Raw genomic sequence first — 15,360 nt, forward strand, 5'->3', positions numbered from 1 at the left:
CGGTTAACGGTTTACAGGCCAATCGCCCGGCGGTGCTCAGCGAGACGGTCGACGCCGTCGACTTTCATCACCATGTTGACGACGTCAATCTCGATGACCTCTTTGCCGTCGATCGTGAGCTGGTAGTACGAGCACTCGGTCGCGATTTTGGTCGTGCCGCTTTCGCCCTGTTTGTTCTCGCCGCCGTCGTACTCCTTGTGACGGCCACGCATGACCACCTCAACGGCAGAAATTTCGCCGGTGTCATCGCGCTGGAATGAGCCGGTGAAGCGCAGCGGCACGCTGTCGGCACCTGGTGACGCGTACTGCGCCCACAGCGCGACGTCAGGCAGGCCGCCCAGCGTCCACTCAAGCGAGAGCGCGTCGTCGTCGAGGCCGAGGTCAACCGACACCGAGCCCGGCATCCCGCCGCCGCGATATTTCTCAAGCTTGCGGGTCAGCTTTGGCAGGGTGACGGATTCAACGACGCCCATGTAGCTGAGACCGTCGTTAAACATGTTCAGGTATTTCAGTTTGCGTGGTAACGCCATGCTCTGAGCTCCTTAGCTGTTGACCGAGTCTGACAGGTCTGCCAGATAGGTATCGGTGATGCGCTGGCGCAGGGTCAGGTTTTCCAGCGGCGGGACGGGGGTGTAGTCGTAATCGATATACAGTTTCCCCGCTTTAAGGGTTTCCACGCTGTTTGACTCCGGGTCGTACCAGCAGGAGCCGTCAACGATATAGCCGTTGTTTTTCAGCTCGCGGAATTTGGCATTGATTCCGGCGACGATGTCGCGGATGAGCGTTGCGGAAACGGGCTTATCCATCGCCCACGCGTGCGCTTCCGCCATCGTGTCGGCCAGCACCTGCGCCGTGCGGGTGTAGTTTTCAAACACGAATAACGGATCGTCCGAGCAGGTGCGGTTGCCCCAGAATTTAAAGCCGTCGTTGCGGATGAGCGTTGTCACTCCGGCCTGATTCAGCAGGTTGGCGTCGGTGGCCTGCTCCTGCAAATCCCATGAGACCGAGGCACTGACGCCGGTGACACCATTCACGCCGACGTTGGACAGCGTTTTGTGCCAGCCGGTTTCCTGGTCAATTTTGGCGCGCAGGCCGAGCGCGCGGGCGGTCGCCCATGCAATATCGGTTTCGTTCGCCGTGTTGTCCCATGCCAGAAAATCAGGGTGAATGACCATCAGCTCGCGCTGGCTGAAATTCTCACGGTATTTGATGGCGTCGGAAATGGTCTTGCATCCCCACGCGCTCACGTAGCCGAATGCGCGCAGGCTCTGGCAGGTCGACGCAAGCGCGGTCGCCACTTCCTGCGTATCCAGCCCCGGCACGCCGAGAATGCGCGGCTTAACGCCGGTGACGGTTTTCGCCGTTAACAGCGCTTTCAGCCCGGTGTATTTGCCGTTTTCGTCGGTCGTGCCGATGATGTTCGAAATGGTTTCTTTCTGCGCCGCTTCCGGGTCTTCCGGGTCTTCGATACCTTCGGGAACGCGCACCACCACAATGACAGGCTTGCACTGGTCGGCGATGGCCTGCAGGGATTTTGACAGCGTGCCTTTTTTACCGGCTTTACCGATAGCCGTTTGCACACTGGTAATTAGCACCGGCTCGTTTAAGGGGAATGTCTTTGCGTCAGCATCGCTGGCCGTGCAGACCATGCCGATGATGGCCGTCGAGACGGTGGAAATGGTGCGCGTGCCATCGTTAATCTCGATGACCTCGACGCCGTGATGATAGTCGCCCATCTGTTTAACTCCGTGGTTAAGGGGTGCGACTATTTTCTGTTGTGTGTTCTGCGGGTGCGATGAAATGGCGTTGGTGGAGGGATAAAACAACAAACAAAAGCCCTCCGGGTGGAGGGCCTCGGTAAATCATTTTTAAAAAGCGACTAACTGACTCAAATCGCAGTCTCAGGCAATGGTGGCCATACCGGTTTTTTTACATCGACCCGATTCAGAAGCACTCGGTACTTTTTCCACTCCTGCAAATTTGCTGTTTCTTCGTCTGTTGCCATGTTTAGATCAACCGCATCCTGCATAGTGGCGATGACGTTATTTGCCTGAGTCATCAGCTCCAGTTTTTTGCGCTGCGCTTCGTCTACATAATCCACTGGCGCGGCTATTATTTTCCCGCCATCAAAAATCCATTCACCAAAAATATTAAGGCCTGCCGGAACATCTGAAATGTCACATTCTCCGACTGACATATCAACAGGATTTAACATAGATGCGTCAGTTGAAAAAGAGCGAATTACATTAGCTCCATCAAAAACAACTTTAAGTGTGTCTTTCGCAAACAGTTTCTGCGCGTCATACCAATCCACATCATTCTCATCTTTTAAAAAGATGATGCTACTCCCGGTGAGTTTTTCCATCATCTCTAAATCAGAAAGCTTGCTTTCCTCAGAAGGAATATAATTAGAAAATTTCCCTAATATCATCACAGTGCCCCTACATTATACCAGTTCCCATTAATGTTATATTGGTCATATCTGTATTCAACAGCAATGTAAGTACTTTCATTAAATACTGATACTACACTTGCCCCATCGGGTGCTCTGGCAAATCTATCGCTGTTTTGGTTGCTATTGGCGCTGCCTTTAGCTCCCTTTCGTACCCCTTGAATGAAGTTATTTCTCACCCAATCACTCGGTGCCAGATAGACAATCGTATTTGAATCAGCGTGCCGCATATAAGGATATGCAGTATTGTTAGCTGCAAGCCCAACATATGTAATCGAGTCTCTTTTAACATAGGGGTCTAAGTTCGGCTCTGGAATCACAACAGCGCCCTGCATCCCATTAACACTGGTCACAGGGAATGTTGGGAGATAGTTTGGAGAGTATACCCGCACGCCCGGCGTATCGTACACTCCAGAACCGGCTTCAATTAACCCTTTACTGCTGATATTGCGCCCAGAATGGATGTCATCTTTAGCCTCCAGATAGTTTGGGGCAACAACATTACCGTTCGACTGAATATTAACTGACGGTCCTTCACCAGCCCGCAAGTGGAGTACTTTATCGTCAGAAGCGTAAACAAGCCCCATTTCAGCGCCCGAAGTATTGAAAAACCAAAGATGTTTATTGCCGGAGCCCCGAATGATTATTGCGTTTTGACTTAATTCAATTGCACCGTTACGCGCTCTTACATCAACAGGAAAGGTGACATTCTGGTTGTCTGCATCAAATTGCACTGCACGGAAATAACGCCAGCCTATGGTTGAACCATCATCTTCCCGAATGGCAAAAATCATTGTTGAATTTGTATAACTTACAAATTGGATTAACGGCCTGTTAACTCTCCCTCCCTGAGCTGGGCTAGTGGCACACACAACATTTATATAATAAAAATCTTGCGTCAAAAAAGGCGGGTTATTCGTACAGCCACGTGAATCAACGAATAATGATTCCCCAACTACAAACGGATAAGTCGCAAAATCAATCGCCCCGTGATTACATTCGGATTTAAAATTACCTTTATACCCTACCGGAATTAATTCTCCTGAAGCATTATCAGCGACGCCTCTATGTGCGGCTTCGCCCAGGCTGTTTTTCAGTTTTGTAACATCATCGCTGACCGTCTTCACGGCCTTTGGCGTGGCCGCGAGCGTCTCAGACTCGCTGTTGGTCGCGCTACTGAGCTGAACGATACCCTTTTGCGCCGTGGTCGCGTCCTGAGCCGTATATTTCCCTTTAGCAAGGTCATACGCCGTCTTAACCGCTTTCGGCGTCGCTGCGAGCGTCTCAGACGCGCTGTCGGTGGCGCTACTGAGCTGGACGATACCCTTTTGCGCCGTGGTCGCGTCCTGAGCCGTGTATTTCCCGTTAGCAAGGTCATACGCCTCCTTGACCGCTTTCGGCGTCGCGGCGAGCGTCTCAGACGTGCTGTCGGTCGCACTGCTGAGCTGAGTAAACCCTTTTTCCTTAAGCGTGGCGTCAGGATGACGGCGGGACTGCTCATGCTCAGCGAGCTTGTAGTCGACATAGTCCTGCGTTGCCATCACGGTTGAGGTGTCAATCGTCAGCTCGACTGACTCGATGTCGCTTACCATGATGACCATACGCACGGTCTGCGCGCGGCCTGACCCCTCGGCCAGCTCCGGCTTGTAGCTTTCCGCCATGTTGCCGACGGCAATCAGCGTGCCGGTGTCGTCATAGAGACCCATTTCACGCATCCAGAAACCGCCGGTTTCAGGCGGGATGAGCAGCTCCGCGATCACATAGTTTTGATGTTTGTTGTCCTGGCTGATTTTATTCAGCGTATGGCGCCAGACTTCATTGACGAGCTTTGTCTGGCTGGCATCAGGCTCCGGCAATGTGCCGCCACCGTCGCCGATGGCCATCGCCGTAAAATTCACTTTTTTCCCGTTCGGGACGGTCGCTGCAGCAAGCTTAATCGCACCGGCTTTGGTGATGACCGTTTTATATTTTACTGTCAAGGTGTTCTCACTTATCCGGGTAAACCGTGATGATGTCGCCGTCATACGTCAGCGCGCCGGTGTAGAGATAGCCCGGCACATCCTGAATAATGTTGAGGCCGATAAGATGGCGGCTGGCTGGCTTTGCATCCGCAATGAGCCGCTCCATCTCGTAATACATTTCCTCGGTGATGCCGGTCTCTAACACACCGATATCGAGGCGAAATGTGCCGGGCGGGTCATTCGTTTCCCACCACTCGGACACGTTAATCAGATAGCCGAGCGGCTCGACCACGCGGCGCACCGCCCCAATCGTCCCTTTGTGCGCATGGATAAACCACGCCGCGCGGATCACATCGCGCTTTGTGGCTTCCGGCCAGCTCTCATCCCAGCGGTCAACGGAAAACGCCCACGCCAGCCACGGCAGCAGATTTGCCGGGCAGTCGTCAGGACTCCAGAGGCGACGCAGCGGAACGGGAGTATTTTCAATCTCAGCGCAGGCGCGCGCCGCCGCCACCTCAAGCGGTGACGAGCCCACCGGCAGCAGGCGGATATCATTCATCGTTGCCCCCGATCGTCACGCTGTAATCGCTGCACCATGACGCCTGCGTGTCATCGAGCACGATGTCGGCCACCGGTTCGGCCAGCTCGACACGCTGCACGCCTTCGACGTGGAGCGCGGCATAAATCGCTGATTTGCGGATATCTCGCCCGAGGCGGTGCTGCGCGGTGATATACGCCTGCAGCTTTGTTTTTGCCGCACTCAGCACCGGCTCGCTTTCGGGACCGGGGTAAAGGTAAAGCGACGCGGTGATTTTATAGTCGACAACGTTCGCCGACTGCACGGTCACGCGGTCAGCGACCGGCCTGACGTCCTCATCGTTCAGCGCGGTGCGCACGATGGTGAGCAGCTCGTCAGACGCCACGCCGTTATTTTCGCGGGAAAGCACCGTGACAGTGACACACGCAGGCGCGGGACTGATGACAGAAATATCGGCGACCCGCCCGTCAGCGCTGCGACCGTGAAACTGATAGGAGCCGGTAGAGCCTGCGGTACTCAGCCCCTCGAATGCCTGTTGAATGCGCAGACGGTAGTCGGTGTCCGACTCCATCACGGCAGGCGTCGGCGGTAACGTCGTGTCGTCTGCAGGCGTGATGACAAGGCGCTCGACGTTGTAATTTCCGCCTATCTGGTCGAGGTCTGCGCCGGTGGCGTAGGCCAGCATGACCGCGCGCGCGGCCTCGTTGACGCGCTGTCGCCAGATAACTTCCCGGTAGGCGTTTTCCTGCAGCAGCTTCACCAGCGGCTCGGACTCAAGCGAGAGCGTGCGCGCGATCGCTTCCTGCTGGTCTTCCGGGTACAGCGAGACGAGCGTCGCCTTTCGCTCGCTCAGGATGGTTTCATAGTCCAGTTCCTCCACGACGTCAGGCGCGGCGAGCTGGTTAAGGTCAACAATTGCCATAGCGTTTAACTCAGAGGAATGGTGAGTGAAAAAGGCTGGCCGCCGGTGGAGCGGGTGCCGGTAATGTCGACATACAGCCCGCCGTCGGTCTCCGACCGTTCAAAGGTGATGGTCGAGAGATTTACGCGCGGCTCCCACTTCTGGATCGCGGAATAGCACGCGGCCATAATCTGCAGGCGCAGCGCCGGGGTCTGCGGCTGGTCAATCATCTGCGACAGGAGCGAGCCGTATTCACGACGCATAACGCGCGAGCCAACCGGCGTGACCAGAATGTCGCGCACGCTTTGCCGGATATGCTCAACCTCAGAGATACTGAGGCCGCTCTGGCTGTTCATTCCCAGATAACGCACCGTCATTTGATGCCCTCCGTCCAGCTTCCGCCCCGTTCGACGCCGCCGTGGTCGTGGTTATCCACCTGCACGCCGTTTGATTTCAGTGTCCCGCCGGTGTGCTCGATGTTCCCGCGCATGGTGCCGCCTTTCTTCACTTCGAGCGTGCCGGTCGTCAGCTTGTTGGTGCACACCACCTCCGGCGTATCGAGCGTGACGCGGCTCGATGCTTTCACCAGCACCACCGGCACGGTGGCCGTGATGGAGTCCGACGCAGTGACGTCGGCGGTTTTGATGCCAGATACGGTGAGCGCGCCGTTTTCGGGCTCGTACTCAATAACCGCCCCGTCAGGAAAGGAAACATGAAGCGCATCAGGGGAGGCAGACGGCGCGGGATGGTCATCCGAGAAAATGCCGGGCAGCACAAACGCCGTATCGAGCTCGCCGCCGACAGCCAGTAAAAGCACCTGCTCCCCAACGGAGGGAGCCCACCATACGCGCGAACGTCCCGCACGACAGGTTAGCCAGTTCAGCCAGGTGGTTTCGATGCCGCCGGTCTGGACACGACACAGCCCCTTGTCGAGGTTAACGTCGGTCACAATGCCGGTGCGGATAAGGTTGCGGATCACGCGTGCGATTTCCTGAAGAGAATTTAGATTATTCATGGTGGAAGGATGCCGCCGGGCGAGGCCAGCGGCAATGGAACGGTGTTTTGTGGGCGTTGTGACAACCGTCATCAATCTCGAGTATTGAATTGAATAGTTTAAAGAAAACTTGCAACACCTTAACTTTTTAGGGTTAAAATCACTCTTCACTATGAGACACACCAATCAATACATATCAATTTTTGAATAGATTATTGGTAATTCTGACTGATATTTGATTACATTGGGTTATAAGTAATTCATATTGAGGGTTAACATGGAAATTAAGGATTTCGTAAATCAATATAAAAACCATCCCGTCCTGTTCATCGGAACAGGTTTTAGTCTCCGCTACCTAGAAAACTCCTATAGTTGGGATGATTTATTAATGAAGGCCGCGGTAGACTTAACTGGAAACCCCGAATTTTACTACGACCTGAAAGCTGACAGCCTAGAGGGCGATGAATATCGATATGACATTTTAGCCACTAAACTTGAGGATATTTTCAATCAGACACTGGCTTCAGATCGCAATGGTAAATTTGAAACCATTAATGATATTTTCTATGAAAACATGAAACAGGGTAAAAAGCTTAGCCGATTTAAAATCTATCTAACATCAATATTACAAGAGCTTAAAATCAAAGAGCATATGAAAGAGGAAGTTAACGCTCTCATTAAAACAAGAAAAAACATTGGCTCCGTAATCACAACAAATTATGACCAACTCATTGAGAATATTTTCGACTTCATCCCTTTAATTGGCAATAACATCTTACTAAGCAATCCTTATGGTTCAGTCTACAAAATTCATGGATGCGTTAGCGACCCCAACAATATAATCATCACCCTTGACGACTACAAAAACTTTGACAATAAATACGAGTTAATAAGAGCTCAATTACTCTCAATTTTCATACACAACCCAATAATATTCATCGGGTATAGCATAAGTGACAAAAACATTAAATACCTTTTGCAAACTATTTTCTCTTATGTTGATCTCAATACTGATCTTGCCAAACGAATAAAAGACAATTTCCTCTTGGTTGAGTATGACGAAAATAATTTCTCCACAACAATATCCGAGCACGATATTAACATTGAAGGATTATCAATTATTAGAATCAACAAAATAAAAACAGATAACTACAAAGCTGTGTATGAAGCAATATCAAATTTAGTTCTACCTGTATCTGCAATGGACATCAGAAAAGTACAAAAAGTTTGGAATACGATAAAAAGTGGTGGAGAGATTAAAGTAAAAATCACCGAAAACCTTGACGAGTTAAGAAACGAGGAAATGGTTATCGCTGTTGGCTCTGAAAGGACAGTCCAATATGTATATCAAACGAAATCTGAAATGCTGCAAAATTATTTCAAGATAGTAGAAGAAGCCAATTCTCAACTTATCTCCCTACTTAATAAGCAAACAATAGGTAACCACGAGCACTTCCCATTTTATGCATTTAGCTCCATTTGCCCTGAGTTAGAAAACATTCCAGCAGCCAAAGATAGACAACTTGATAAAATTGTCAGCCAGATTGAAAGATCTCGCGCTGTTTGCCGCTCTGACTTTAAATCAATCGATGAAATCATAAGCCAAACACCCGCATGGAAAGTCGCAGGAACTATCACATGCTGTATTTTTGACGACAATATAGACATTGAACAACTAAAGAATTATTTACTTGCAAATTCACATAATGTTAACACAGGGTATCGTCAATTACTTTGCCTTTACGACTTCCTAGCCAATTAATAAAATGCGTTTAAGGCTGAGAACAAGCCTTAAACGCATAAGTACACTAGTCATATATATCAGTATTTTTTTTCAATAACTTGATTGCAGAATCGAGCAAATGGTCATGGAAAGAAACCTTTTGCAAAAAGGCTAAGAATGAATCCGTTTCAAAACGATTAAATGCGTTATCAAGACCATCTATCAACTCCGTCAATTGTTGTTGTGTTAATTGAGCTAGAAAAGCTCTAATTCTTATTTCAGGCACAGGTCTTTTCTCATGACAGGATCTACATAGCGCTCTAAATGCACTCAACGGATATTCCCACGGTTCAAAGCCTTCACGCATATTTGTATAATAGCAATGGTGCGCTTCCAAAACACTTTTCACACCGCAGTCTTGGCAACGTTCCTGAGCTCTGCGCCTTACTAGAATTGACTTATTCTTCCATCGAATATCTTTTAACTTCTGAGTATAGCTACCTGACAACCTCGAATAATCATACCCTTCCAAAGGATAAAACCCCAGACTCCAAGCATAGCCCATTTCATAATAAAAACCGAACGATTCAACAAGATCCTCAAACTCCTCAGTATCACATCCATAATTAAGCAAGTGATATAACCCGCTAGAATCAATAGTTAAAACTAATAGAGCATCGTCATGCATATCCTCTCCACGTGAAAGCCATTCCGCTTGGGAGTAAAACTTTGCATCATGCAATAGACTATCTTTAATCGCCCATTCGGTTATCGCTTTTTTCATGCGTTCTAAATTAGCTAACATTAATTTATTCAACCTAACCCCCTCATGCGAACTTTAAAACTTCACACTGACTGAAACTAAGCAAAAAAGATACTCACTAAAAATATCAAAGCCATTATTTTCAATCACAATATAAAAATATGCACTTACCAGTGTGGTATCAGATTATTCCTTTTAGAATTATTTTTTCAATCAATTTTTGGTCAAGTCCAGTAATACCAAGTAACTGGCGTTCTGCGTACTGCACGTCCTTAGAATGTACATTAGGCCGGTCTTTGAGCCCATACTGATGAATTTGTGCGATGCGCTGCACCTTGCCGGTAAATTCCACCACCGCGCTGTTTTCACGGCCAGTGGCTTTCATGTAGCGACTTGTGCGTAGCTTCTGGAACATCGTCCGCTTAATCCGCCCGGTCTTAGCCCTGAGCGGCTGACGCTTTCGCGCCTCATACGGCGAGCCGTTCGGGGCTTTCTGCAGCTTGATGCGTTGCTGTTGCGACTTGCGCAGCTCCTTTGCTATCTCTTCGGCCAGCTTACGGCGTGCTGCCGGTGAAAGTGCAGCAATCAGACCATTGAGCCGGTCGTCAAATGGCTTAAATTCATTCATCCCATTTACTCACCAGCTCGCCGTTGATGTAGAGCTCTTTTGGTCGCGTGACGGGGGCCGGCAGCGGCGGCTCGGGGGCATAGCTCACATGCAGAGCGCCATTTTCCTCTTTGATGAGGGTTCGCTCGGTGAGCTGCAGGCTGATGCTGATGTCGACACTGTCCCCGTCATTCAAATCCATCTGGAAACGGTATCCCTTTTTGCGCCCGTCTTCGAGCGTGCAGATATCCGGCTGGTTTTCCCTGAGCCATGCGGCTACCGGCACGAAAATCAAATCAGGGTCGCCCACAAAGTCACACACGATCACATTCAGGGTATAAATTTTCTCGTGCGACAGCGAGGCCGCGAGACGCGCATCGATATTCCCCTCATCGGCAAAGATGCGCATCATTTCGGGGTTTTTTTCAAGCTGCGGGACGGCTTTAATCAGCGCTTCGCGCAGGCTGCGTGCTTTCTTCATCGAGTTTATCCTGACAGTCTTTGACGGTTTCAACCTGCAGCGCGCAGGCGGCGAGCGCGTGCTCGAGCCTGCGAATATCGGCGCTCAGATCGCCATTAGTGGCCGGGTCGCTTCCCGGCATCGGGCAATAGCTCACTTTCGGGCAGGCGCTGTAAACAATGACCGGCGGAGGCGCAGGCGGCGCGGGTGTGCAGCCGACGCACAACATCAGGCAACTCAGCGCTGTACCAGCGACGTAGGGTTTCATTTTCATTTATCAGCCTCGTAATGGTTTCTTCACGTCGCACGGCCATTGCACCGGCGGCCAGCAGCTCGCCGCGTAGACTGACCTGCGCGGTTTCATTTCGCCTGGCAATGCCCTGCGAAACGGAAAGCTGATTTTTCAGCATTCCGATCGCGGTTTTTTGTTCCGTGGCGACCCTGTTCGCCCGTTCAAACGAGCGCGTCAGGTTGCCGTTTTCATGACGCTGCCAGAGAACAACCGCAATAAGCGCGGCCAGTAAAAACAACATCAGTTTCATTGAATCCCCCTCAGGCAGTAAGCACGCTCGCGCGCGCGGCGGTTTTCCAGCCCCTTGTTAATTTCGCCGTTCACGTAAACCCAGCGGGTGAGCTGATCGCACGCCTGCGGCCACTGCTGGCGTTTGATAAACGAGACCAGCGTCGACCGGCAGGCCGCGCCTGTTCCCACGTTGAATGAGAAACTGACCAGCGCGTCGTAAACCTGCTGCGGCATTTTCACCGGCGCGCAGACCGCCAGACGTTTCTCGACGTTCAGCACATCCGCGACGAGATTCGCCGCCGCCTGCCGCTCGGTGATTTCCCACTTTGGCACGACGCCTGCAGTGTGGCCGATGCCCGACGTCCACACTCCCGCGCTGCACTGGTAAGGCGTCAGGCGACAACCTTCGAGGTCGGCAATCAGCGCCAGCCCCCCGGGCGAGGTGTAAAGCAGACGAAAGTCAGGCATCAGTGCTGCCAGCGCCAGCACGGCGGCCACACTGCATTTTTTAACGATTGATTTCACGAATAGCCCCTTTATCGAGTCCGAGCGATGTCAGGTAGATGTACGTCTTGCGCTTAAACCAGTAGTTCGTCAGCGCGGTAAAAATGGCGCATCCGCCGCCCACGTAAAGCGCCATCTTTTCGGGGGACATTGCCCCGACATACGCCAGCCCCACGGCCAGCCAGTAGGCGATAAACGTGGTGATTTTTTCCATACTCAGTCCCATAGATTCACCGTTTCGGTTCTGGCCGCGCTCTCGGTCTCGGGCAGCTCTACTGCCGTGCCGTGCGGCAGGATCACACCGAGCTCGGACAGGCCGGGATTAGCCTCTAAGACGGTTTCGACCACGCCCTCAGTGCGCCCGTAGTACCGGGCGCAAATCGCGTCGAGGGTGTCGCCCTGCAGCGCATACGCTTTCATCAGATTTGCCCCACAATGCAGCGCGCTTTGTCCTGGATGCGCGCCACAGACCAGCGCATATCCCGCCACATTTCATCGATAGTGCTGTCGATGCTGTCGGCTTTTTTGTCCCCTTTGGCGGTCGCATCCACGCCGCGAAAACGCTCATAAAGCGTGGCCGTCGTCATCGAGCACACGGCGTTGAAGTAGTGGAAAACGCGCACGCTCTCGCCGTCGAGCTTGTCCGTCGGGACATCCGCCAGCGTGGCGTAACCGGCATCGAGCTGACTTTCGCGCCAGTCGCTCAGCTCCGCGTTAGTCTCCGCGATCGCGGTCTTAATCGCCCGGCGCAGGCGAACGGGGGAAACGGTCTGCTCCAGTCGCATTTCTTCCCGCACGCGCTTCGGATCCACGTCAGGAAAAAACGGGGTGTTTTTGATTACCGGCTCGCTCACGCCCGGTGGCGGTATCACCACGCCCGGCACATCCTGCGGCTCTTTTTTTGGCTCAATAATCAGCGTCGTCATGACAACCTCGGGTAATGGGTGGGCGGTGGACGCCGGTCGCAGTCAGGGCAATTGATACCCGCATTGACCGGCGTGCCGCCCGGCTCGGGGAGCGCTCGGTTAACCAGCGGCTTTTGCCGCCTTTGGTGGACGCCCGCGCCGTGCCGCCGGTTTAGCGGCAGGTTTGCGCGTGCGCGGTTTAGTCTTTTGGGTTTTCGGTGCCGGTTCGGGTTTTGGCCTGAGCTGGCGCTCTAACTGCTCAATGTCTTTTCGTACGCCGATAGTGCTTTCTAACTGGATCGCACGCTGCAGGTGCGCCAGCGCTTCGGGCAGTTGCCCTGCATCACGCAGGACGTAGCCGGTGATTTTGTGCAGCTTCGCGCGCACGATGTCGGGCATATCCGCGCGCTCGGTCAGCGCGAGGGTGTCGAGCAGGTTCGACAGTTCGACCGGCTGTTTAGCAGCAAGCAGGCGTTGCGCGGCCAGTGCCACCTCTTCGGCCAGAAGGTAAGGCGTCGGACGTCGACCGGTCGGCATGGTCAGGCCGTAGGTCATGGCATAACGGGCAATTTCCAGCGCCCCGGCGATATCGTCAGCATCGAGACGCCAGAGCATCACCGTCATGACGATGTCATCCTGCGCGCCTTTGCCGTTTTCGAGGACGCCAGCGACCCACGGCAGATAGAACGGCAGCAGCTCGCGCTTTTTGTCTGCCTTGCGCTCATTGGATCGGATTTGTTTCAGAGTGCGGTTGTCTGCGGCCAGCTTAACGAGCATCTGCTCATAGGCAGTAGCATTGCGCAGCGGGACGGCAGCCCGCTGCGCTGTTTCAGAGGCCGAGACCCGCATCATGTGACGCGCTGCGGGACTCGTCATGGCTTACTCTCCGCTTTCCGGTGCTGCAGGCGCGGAAGCGCTTTCCGGCGCTGCCGGTGGGGTAAAGTCACCGAGCTTGATATTTTCAATCAGGCAACCGGCGGCGTAAGCCTCGACCACATAGTCAATATTCATTGACTCGTAGTTTTCTACGCGGTCTTTTTTCGGTTCTTCGATGATGGCGCGACGGTGCGCGTCATCCATGAAGTAAATCGACAGGTTGTCGAGACGCGTCACCATCAGCCCATCAGCCGGGAAGTAAGGCACGCGCACGGCTGGAAGGTTGCCGATTCGCTTCTGGCTGATGATGATGTCAGCGGCCAGCGATTCGGTGTTTGCCTGCTCCTGATTGACGATAGGGAAATACTTATCCGCCATCAACTTACGCCCGGTGATGACGACGAGCTCCGGGTCATCCTGATAAATCTCGTCAATCAGGTTACTGGTGGCATCCATGACCAGCGCGTCGAGGTTCGCATAGTCGCCGTTTTTACCCACGCGGATCACGTCGGAAATCACAGCCCCTTCCTCGTCGGTGATTTTGGACATCACGCGCGCGGGCGCTTCATTGCGGTACTTCTGCAGCCAGCCGACGGCCACATCCTGCAGCAGCGGATTGTTTTTGCGGTTCGAGGTTTCTGCTCGGGTAGTACCGTTGAAACCGGCCATGATGAAATCGAGGGACTGGCGCTTGATAATGGCGTCACGGATACGGGTCTGGAAGTCCTGGAATCGCGCCCACAGGTCGAGCTGTTTGTAGCGGATATGGAAGTCAAAGTTAATCTGGGCGCACTCGTACTTATTCGACTCCAGCGCGGTAAAGTCAGCAGTCTTACGCTCATCATCACCGGTGGTGTCGGTAGTGCTCGCAATTGTGCCGTTAACACCGACCCCGACCTTTTCGCCTTTCAGCTCGTCGACCGGCACGATGTTGATTTTGGTCAGAAACGCGGATGACATCTGCAGGGTGGTCATCAGAGTTTGCGTGACCGACGGCTCGACGGTGAATTTCTTCGCCACGTCATCGGTGGAAACGCCGTTCAGCTCCGCGACGCGGGACAGGTAGGCATTAAATTTGAAGCGGGTATCTTTACGCATGGTTTTTCCTGTTCGGGTAAAAGGGGTCAGGCCGGGCAACGCGCCCGGCGCGTTATCAGCAGTTGGTCAGCAGCTCGTCGCCCGTACCGCCTTTTGAAAGTTCGCGGCGCGGCTGACGCTGACTTTCGGTGCTGTCGAGGGAGCTTTTGAGGGAGGTAAACGCCTGCGCGTTTTCATCGACTTTGCTGGTCACGTCGTGCTTAAGCTGCGCAAAAGCGGTCTCAAGCTCGGTGACGCGCTGGTCGGTAGCGTTGAGATTGGTTTGCACCTGCTCGGTGACGGTGGTCACCGCTTCATGCACATCAGCGAAACGGGCGTCATCGCTGGCCTGCTTACGGCTAAAAATGGCTTTGACCTTATCGGTCAGGCTGTTGAGCATGGTGTCGGGGACGTCCTCAAACTCCAGCTCAGCCAGTGAGGCCACAGAGAAAACGTCGTCCGGCTTGTCTTTTTTACCGGCGAGCGGGTTCTGAGCGGCGCGGCTGCAGAATTCGAGGTATTCTGTGCCGAGGCTTGCCGGGTCATCGGTGACGGCCAGCCCGATGAGGTAGCACTTGCCGCTGTTTGAGAAGTTCGGGCGGATCTCCATGGAGGTGTAAACCTTCTGCCCGGCACGTACCATGCTGACCAGTTCATCAAGTGGGGCAATTTTGGCAAACAGCGCCTTTTTGCCGTTAAGCGCAGAGTCATCGCTGATTACCTCCGCCTTAAGCGCAGTCACATCGCCATAGCGTTTAAACAGGCTGTCAGGCAGCAGCCCCCGGATATGTTCGAGGTTGATGCGGCAGCCGTAGACGCGCGGATCGAACGTGTCGGCCATATCCTGAATATCATCGCCGCTGATGACGCGGCCATCGCAGGTGTCACCCTCGACGCCGATGCGAAACCATTTAGATACTTTCTTTGCCATTGTTCAGGTGTCCTGATGTTGGGTTTTCGGGTCGGGTTTAGTTTCCCGACTCTGACCCGTATCAGCCACCGCTTGCGCTCCTGTTAGATCTGATACAACAGGCACTTAGCGCGAATAACCCCCTATTTCCTTAGCCTTGCCACGT

General features: G+C 53.0%; 21 protein-coding genes. 1 reads left to right on the top strand and 20 read right to left on the bottom strand.

Features of this window, described 5'->3' with window-relative positions:
• Positions 1-11: 11 nt before the first annotated feature.
• From USG84_RS22065 to USG84_RS22100, 8 genes are all read right to left on the bottom strand, one after another.
• A complete protein-coding gene (locus tag USG84_RS22065) occupies positions 12-530 on the bottom strand; it encodes a phage major tail tube protein (protein WP_032678189.1) in 519 nt (172 codons plus the stop codon).
• Positions 531-542: 12 nt separating this feature from the next.
• A complete protein-coding gene (locus USG84_RS22070) occupies positions 543-1,736 on the bottom strand; it encodes a phage tail sheath protein (protein ID WP_151412922.1) in 1,194 nt (397 codons plus the stop codon).
• Between the two features lie 152 nt (positions 1,737-1,888).
• Positions 1,889-2,431 (bottom strand): tail fiber assembly protein, encoded by a 543-nt coding sequence (locus tag USG84_RS22075; RefSeq protein WP_065420196.1) that lies wholly within the window; start codon positions 2,429-2,431, stop codon positions 1,889-1,891.
• Positions 2,431-4,431 (bottom strand): tail fiber protein, encoded by a 2,001-nt coding sequence (locus USG84_RS22080; RefSeq protein WP_320738458.1) that lies wholly within the window; start codon positions 4,429-4,431, stop codon positions 2,431-2,433. The genes USG84_RS22075 and USG84_RS22080 overlap by 1 nt, the downstream gene beginning before the upstream one ends.
• A 7-nt stretch (positions 4,432-4,438) precedes the next feature.
• Positions 4,439-4,972 (bottom strand): phage tail protein I, encoded by a 534-nt coding sequence (locus tag USG84_RS22085; protein WP_151412921.1) that lies wholly within the window; start codon positions 4,970-4,972, stop codon positions 4,439-4,441.
• Entirely contained in the window at positions 4,965-5,873 is a 909-nt protein-coding gene (locus USG84_RS22090) for a baseplate assembly protein (protein WP_151412920.1), read from the bottom strand. The genes USG84_RS22085 and USG84_RS22090 overlap by 8 nt, the downstream gene beginning before the upstream one ends.
• 5 nt (positions 5,874-5,878) lie before the next feature.
• Positions 5,879-6,229, bottom strand: coding sequence for a GPW/gp25 family protein (locus tag USG84_RS22095; protein WP_151412919.1), 351 nt, complete (start codon positions 6,227-6,229; stop codon positions 5,879-5,881).
• On the bottom strand, positions 6,226-6,867 hold the full coding sequence (locus USG84_RS22100; RefSeq protein WP_252038482.1) for a phage baseplate assembly protein V: 642 nt from the start codon (positions 6,865-6,867) through the stop codon (positions 6,226-6,228). The genes USG84_RS22095 and USG84_RS22100 overlap by 4 nt, the downstream gene beginning before the upstream one ends.
• 256 nt (positions 6,868-7,123) lie before the next feature.
• Here USG84_RS22100 and USG84_RS22105 point away from each other — a divergent pair, with 256 nt between their 5' ends.
• Positions 7,124-8,608: an SIR2 family protein gene (locus USG84_RS22105; protein WP_151412918.1), complete on the top strand. Its 1,485-nt coding sequence runs from the start codon at positions 7,124-7,126 to the stop codon at positions 8,606-8,608.
• A gap of 46 nt (positions 8,609-8,654) precedes the next feature.
• On the opposite strand, the gene USG84_RS22110 is transcribed toward USG84_RS22105, so the two are convergent.
• From USG84_RS22110 to USG84_RS22165, 12 genes are all read right to left on the bottom strand, one after another.
• Complete coding sequence (locus USG84_RS22110; RefSeq protein ID WP_252038453.1) at positions 8,655-9,386, bottom strand: hypothetical protein; 732 nt, start codon at positions 9,384-9,386, stop codon at positions 8,655-8,657.
• A gap of 127 nt (positions 9,387-9,513) precedes the next feature.
• A complete protein-coding gene (locus USG84_RS22115; protein WP_151412917.1) occupies positions 9,514-9,960 on the bottom strand; it encodes a phage virion morphogenesis protein in 447 nt (148 codons plus the stop codon).
• Complete coding sequence (locus USG84_RS22120; protein ID WP_151412916.1) at positions 9,953-10,420, bottom strand: phage tail protein; 468 nt, start codon at positions 10,418-10,420, stop codon at positions 9,953-9,955. The genes USG84_RS22115 and USG84_RS22120 overlap by 8 nt, the downstream gene beginning before the upstream one ends.
• Positions 10,383-10,628: an Rz1-like lysis system protein LysC gene (gene lysC / locus USG84_RS22125; protein WP_072163335.1), complete on the bottom strand. Its 246-nt coding sequence runs from the start codon at positions 10,626-10,628 to the stop codon at positions 10,383-10,385. Before lysC ends, USG84_RS22120 begins: the two co-directional genes overlap by 38 nt.
• Positions 10,516-10,941, bottom strand: a complete 426-nt coding sequence (lysB, locus tag USG84_RS22130) for an Rz-like lysis system protein LysB (RefSeq protein WP_151412915.1) — start codon at positions 10,939-10,941, stop codon at positions 10,516-10,518. The genes lysC and lysB overlap by 113 nt, the downstream gene beginning before the upstream one ends.
• Complete coding sequence (locus USG84_RS22135; protein ID WP_151412914.1) at positions 10,938-11,447, bottom strand: lysozyme; 510 nt, start codon at positions 11,445-11,447, stop codon at positions 10,938-10,940. Before USG84_RS22135 ends, lysB begins: the two co-directional genes overlap by 4 nt.
• Entirely contained in the window at positions 11,431-11,652 is a 222-nt protein-coding gene (locus USG84_RS22140) for a hypothetical protein (protein ID WP_032652221.1), read from the bottom strand. Before USG84_RS22140 ends, USG84_RS22135 begins: the two co-directional genes overlap by 17 nt.
• Positions 11,643-11,846 carry a tail protein X gene (locus USG84_RS22145; protein WP_023333101.1) on the bottom strand — a complete coding sequence of 68 codons (204 nt, stop codon included), beginning with the start codon at positions 11,844-11,846 and terminating at the stop codon, positions 11,643-11,645. Before USG84_RS22145 ends, USG84_RS22140 begins: the two co-directional genes overlap by 10 nt.
• Positions 11,846-12,352: a head completion/stabilization protein gene (locus tag USG84_RS22150; protein ID WP_048979843.1), complete on the bottom strand. Its 507-nt coding sequence runs from the start codon at positions 12,350-12,352 to the stop codon at positions 11,846-11,848. The genes USG84_RS22145 and USG84_RS22150 overlap by 1 nt, the downstream gene beginning before the upstream one ends.
• Before the next feature lie 99 nt (positions 12,353-12,451).
• Positions 12,452-13,207 (bottom strand): terminase endonuclease subunit, encoded by a 756-nt coding sequence (locus USG84_RS22155; protein WP_151412913.1) that lies wholly within the window; start codon positions 13,205-13,207, stop codon positions 12,452-12,454.
• Between the two features lie 3 nt (positions 13,208-13,210).
• Positions 13,211-14,305 carry a phage major capsid protein, P2 family gene (locus USG84_RS22160; RefSeq protein WP_151412912.1) on the bottom strand — a complete coding sequence of 365 codons (1,095 nt, stop codon included), beginning with the start codon at positions 14,303-14,305 and terminating at the stop codon, positions 13,211-13,213.
• Between the two features lie 55 nt (positions 14,306-14,360).
• Positions 14,361-15,215 carry a GPO family capsid scaffolding protein gene (locus USG84_RS22165; RefSeq protein WP_151412911.1) on the bottom strand — a complete coding sequence of 285 codons (855 nt, stop codon included), beginning with the start codon at positions 15,213-15,215 and terminating at the stop codon, positions 14,361-14,363.
• Positions 15,216-15,360: the final 145 nt, after the last annotated feature.

It is taken from the genome of Enterobacter sp. 168J2 (assembly GCF_034107265.1).
GTDB lineage: Bacteria > Pseudomonadota > Gammaproteobacteria > Enterobacterales > Enterobacteriaceae > Enterobacter > Enterobacter nematophilus.